Here is a 4,667-nt window from a genome sequence, read left to right as displayed (position 1 = left end):
CCGTCGCCCCCGGTCGATCCGTCGCCGGCGGATCCCGACGCGCCGCTGGTGATCGTGCCCGGCCGTCCCGGCGAACCGGCCGTCGAACGCCCCGGCGCCGAGGTGCGCGACGACTCGCCGCCGCGGTTCAACACCCTCGACGCCTGGTTCGCGCGGATGATGATCCCGCACCACGAGCAGGCGCTGGAGATGGCGGCGCTCGCTCCGGACCGGGCCGCCGACCCCCGGGTACGCGCCCTGGCCGACCGGATCCGGGCCGGCCAGCGACCGGAGATCGGCGTGCTGCGGGCCTGGCTCGCCGAGCGCCACCTCTCCGGCGAGGTGTCCGGGCACGACCACGCCACGATGAAGGGCATGCAGTCGCCCGAGGCGATGGGTCGGCTCGCCGCCGCCCGGGGCGTCGACTTCGACCGCCTCTTCCTGCGGATGATGACCGAACACCACGAGGGTGCCGTGGTGATGGCGACCGACCTGCTCAAGGTCGGCCTCGACCAACGGATGTCGGAGTTCGCCACCTCGGTCGCCACCGAGCAGGGCGTGGAGATCGTCCGGATGCGCGACCTCGCTCCCTGACCGACCGCCGGGCCCGGAGGCACCCGTACGCTGGGTGACGATGAGAGCGACGGTCCTCGGTCGCCCGCTGCGCGGGGTCGCCTTCGACGTGGCGGTCTCCGGTGCCGTGGCGCTGCTCGCGTTGGCGTCCACCGCCGGTAGCGACGCCGGTTGGCCCGGCACCATGCTCGGGCTGGGCATGGCGGTGGCGCTGCTGTGGCGGCGGGTGCGACCGGTCGGCGTCACGGTGGTCGTGGCGGTGCTGGCGTACGTCCAGGTCGCCCTCGACTGGGCGCCCCTGCCGTACGACGTGGCGGTGCTGATCGCCCTCTACAGCCTGGTCAAGTACGCCGACCGGCTGCGCGACGGCGTGCTGGCCGGGGTCGTCGCCGCCGTCGGGGTGGTGTTCGCCGCGGCGCGGACGCCGTCCCAGGTCGCCTGGGCGTTCACCGCCGTCTTCTACGGTCTGGTCGTCGGCGCGGTCTGGCTGGCGGCGCTGAACGTGCGGACCCGCCGGTTGTACGTCCTCAGCCTGGAGGAACGGGCAGCCACCCTGGAACGGGAGCGCGAGGCGCAGTCGCGGGCGGCGGTGGCCGAGGAACGCACCCGGATCGCGCGTGAACTGCACGACGTGGTGGCGCACGGCATGGCGGTCATGATCGTGCAGGCGGACGGCGCCCGGTACGTCATCGAGAAGGACCCGCAGGCGGCCCGGGAGGCGGTCCGGATCGTCGCGGACACCGGCCGACAGGCGTTGGCCGACATGCGGCGGCTGGTGGATGTCCTGCGGGAACCGAGCCGACCGGACCCGGCGACCGGACCCGAACCGGCACCGGGATCATCGGCCGGACCCGACGCGGCACCGGACCCGTCGGCCGGGCCCGACCGGGTGCCGGAGCCCGCCGAGCCGACCCACCGGCGTCCCTCCGTCGCCGAACTGCCCGCCCTGCTGGAGCGGTTCCGCGCCGCCGGACTCCAGGTGCGCCACACCGTCACCGGCGACTCCGCGCCACTGCCGCCGGCTCTGGACCTGACCGTCTACCGGCTGGTGCAGGAGGCGTTGACCAACACGCTCAAGCACGCCGGGGTCGGCGCCACCGCCGAGGTCAGCCTGGCGCACCGCGCCGACGCCGTCGTGCTCGAGGTCCTCGACGACGGACGGGGCCGCGTCCCGGCCACCCCCGCGCCGCCCGGCGGTCACGGACTCGTCGGCATGCGCGAGCGGGTCTCGGTGTACGACGGCAGCCTCACCGCCGGCCCCCGCCCGACCGGGGGATGGCTGCTGCGGGCGCGGCTGCCGTTACCCTCGTCCTCCGGGACGGAGGTGGTCACGGCATGACGGTCCGGGTGGTGATCGTGGACGACCAGGCCCTGGTCCGGGCCGGTTTCCGGATGGTGCTCGACTCGCAGCCCGACCTGGAGGTGGTCGGTGAGGCGATCGACGGTGCCGACGCCCTGCGGCTGCTCGCCCGCGTCGAGGCCGACGTGGTGGTGATGGACGTCCGGATGCCCACCATGGACGGGGTGGAGGCCACCCGACGGCTCTGCGCCGACCAGCCCTCCGGTGGTCCCCGGGTGCTGGTGCTGACCACGTTCGACACCGAGGCCGACGCCTTCGCCGCGTTGCGGGCGGGTGCCAGCGGATTCCTGCTCAAGAACGTGCCGCCCGAGGAGTTGCTCGCCGCGATCCGGGTGGTCGCCCAGGGCGACTCGGTGGTGGCCCCGTCGATCACCCGACGTCTGCTCGACCGGTTCGCCGGACAACTCGGCGCCGGCCCCAGCGAGGACCCCCGGCTGGCCCGGCTCACCGAGCGGGAACGGGAGATCCTGCTGCTGGTCGCGGAGGGCCTGGCCAACGCCGAGATCGCCACCCGGGTGCACGTCGCCGAGGCGACCGTGAAGACCCACGTCGGGCGGATCCTGGCCAAGCTCGACGTGCGCGACCGGGTACAGGCCGTGGTGGTGGCGTACGAGAGTGGGCTGGTCACCCCGGGCGCGGAGAACCGGCGTACGACCTGAGGCGTACGGGTCCGCCCGGTCCGGGACGACCTGCGGCGTACCGAGGTCGAGCGCACGGGTTGATCTCGACCGGGCGGTGGACTTCCTAGCGTCGGAGGAGTCCTGGTCCGTCCTCCGCACGGGGAGTCGTACGTGTCCCTCGCCCCACCCGTCCACGCCGTCGCCGGTGTCGCCGTCACCGCCCGTGGCCTGTCCAAGCGGTACGGCACCGGTCCGGCCGCCGTCGTCGCGCTCGACCGGGTCGACCTCGACGTCGCCGCCGGCCGGTTCACCGCCATCATGGGACCCTCCGGTTCCGGCAAGTCGACGCTTCTGCACTGCCTGGCCGGTCTGGACCGGCCCACCGCGGGCACGGTGCACGTCGGTGACGCCGAACTGGGCGGCCTGGACGACCGGCGGCTCACCCTGCTGCGCCGGGACCGGGTCGGCTTCGTGTTCCAGAAGTTCAACCTGCTGCCCTCGCTCAGCGCGGCGGAGAACATCACGCTGCCGCTGGACATCGCCGGTCGTCGGGCCGACCCGGCCTGGCTGCGTCAGGTGGTCGCCGCCGTCGGGCTGACCGACCGGGTCCGGCACCGTCCGGCCGAGCTCTCCGGCGGCCAGCAGCAGCGCGTCGCGGTGGCCCGGGCACTGATCACCAAACCCTGGGTGATCTTCGCCGACGAACCGACCGGCAACCTGGACTCCCGGGCCGGGGCCGAGGTGCTGCGGCTGCTGCGGGAAGCGGTCGACAGCCTCGGCCAGACGGTGGTGATGGTGACCCACGACCCGGTGGCCGCCGGGTACGCCGACCGGGTGGTGTTCCTCGCCGACGGGCGTCCGGTCCGGGAGTTGACCGAGCCCACCGCCGAGCTGGTCCTCGACGTGCTCGCCCACCTGGACCCGTCCGCCGCCGCGTCGACGCGGGGGCGGTGACCATGCTGCGGCTGACATGGCGTTCGCTGCGTGCCGAGGCGGCCCGGATGGTGATGTCCACCCTCGCCGTGGTGCTCGGCGTGGCCTTCATCGCCGGCACGCTGATCTTCGTCGACGGGATGCGGGCCGGCGCGTACGACCGGGCCGGCACCTTCGACCGGCACACCGACGCCGGGATCTACGCCGACCGGGAGCCGATCGACCCGGCGCTGGTCGACCGGGTCCGCGCGGTCGACGGGGTCCGCGCCGCCGAGGGCGAACTGACCGACACCGCCGGAGTGGTCGGCGCGGACGGGCGACCGGTGCTCGGCTTCGGTGTCCTCGCCGCCGTGCCGACCGATCCGGCGCTCCACTCCTACGACGTGGTGACCGGACGACTGCCCGCCCGTGCCGGCGAGGTGGTGCTCGACCGGCGGACCGTCGACGACCAGTCGTTCCGCCTCGGCGGCACGGTACGCGTCGGCGGTGCCGCCGGGGCGGCCCAGCCGTACACCCTGGTCGGTGTGGTCGACGTGGCCGACACCCCGCGCGACATCGGCGGGCCGTTCGTCGGGATGGTCGGTGCCGACGCGCTCGCCGTGACCGGCCTGTCCGGGTACGGACGGATCATGGTCGCGGCCGAGCCCGGGATCACCGGGACCGAGCTGGCCGCCCGGCTCGCCGACGTCGCCGGGGCGGGCACCACCGTGCGGACCCGCGCGGAGATCCTGGAGGCCGCCGTCGCCGACGCGGTCCGCGACGTGGACCAGTTCCACCTGGTGCTGCTCACCTTCGCCGGGGTGGCGGTGATGGTCGCGGCCTTCGTCATCGCCAACACCTTCACCATCGTGCTGGCCCAGCGCACCCGTCGGACCGCGCTGCTGCGCCTGGTCGGGGCCACCCGGGGACAGGTGTTCCGGGCCGCCGTGCTGGAGTCGGCGGTGGTGGGCCTGGCCGCCTCGGCGCTCGGCGTACTGGCCGGGGCCGGACTCGCCGCCGCGCTGACCGCCCTGGTGTCACGGCTGGACATGCCGCTGAGCGGTGAGCTGACCGTCACCGCCGGCACCGTGCTGGGCAGCCTGGCCGTCGGCACCGCCCTCACCGTCGCCGCCGCGTGCGTACCGGCCTGGCAGGGCACCCGGGTCGCGCCGGTGACCGCCCTCACCGACGCCGCCGTGCATGTCCTGTCTTTATACACATCT

At 74.4% G+C, this 4,667-nt stretch carries 5 protein-coding genes; all 5 read left to right on the top strand.

Annotated features, from left to right (window positions below):
* Positions 1-573 (top strand): DUF305 domain-containing protein (locus EYA84_RS26900; RefSeq protein ID WP_131056521.1); only part of this gene is annotated, 573 nt, incomplete at its 5' end.
* 40 nt (positions 574-613) lie between these two features.
* Positions 614-1,891 (top strand): sensor histidine kinase, encoded by a 1,278-nt coding sequence (locus EYA84_RS26895; protein ID WP_131056519.1) that lies wholly within the window; start codon positions 614-616, stop codon positions 1,889-1,891.
* The gene (locus tag EYA84_RS26890; RefSeq protein WP_131056517.1) at positions 1,888-2,571 is read left to right on the top strand and encodes a response regulator transcription factor; all 684 of its coding nucleotides are present in this window, start codon (positions 1,888-1,890) and stop codon (positions 2,569-2,571) included. The genes EYA84_RS26895 and EYA84_RS26890 overlap by 4 nt, the downstream gene beginning before the upstream one ends.
* Before the next feature lie 132 nt (positions 2,572-2,703).
* Positions 2,704-3,486 (top strand): ABC transporter ATP-binding protein, encoded by a 783-nt coding sequence (locus EYA84_RS26885; protein WP_131056515.1) that lies wholly within the window; start codon positions 2,704-2,706, stop codon positions 3,484-3,486.
* Between the two features lie 2 nt (positions 3,487-3,488).
* The coding region (locus EYA84_RS26880; RefSeq protein ID WP_131056514.1) for an FtsX-like permease family protein at positions 3,489-4,667 on the top strand (1,179 nt) is incomplete at its 3' end.

Origin of the sequence: Verrucosispora sp. SN26_14.1 (assembly GCF_004307965.1) — a bacterium.
GTDB lineage: Bacteria > Actinomycetota > Actinomycetes > Mycobacteriales > Micromonosporaceae > Micromonospora.
Note: the sequence above shows the minus strand (reverse complement) of the source record. Positions and strands in the feature narration are given on the sequence as shown.

Excerpts from the sequence above, each read along its gene's own strand:
- EYA84_RS26895 (WP_131056519.1), top strand. The coding sequence starts at position 614 with ATGAGAGCGACGGTCCTCGGTCGCCCGCTGCGCGGGGTCGCCTTCGAC.
- EYA84_RS26890 (WP_131056517.1), top strand. The coding sequence starts at position 1,888 with ATGACGGTCCGGGTGGTGATCGTGGACGACCAGGCCCTGGTCCGGGCC.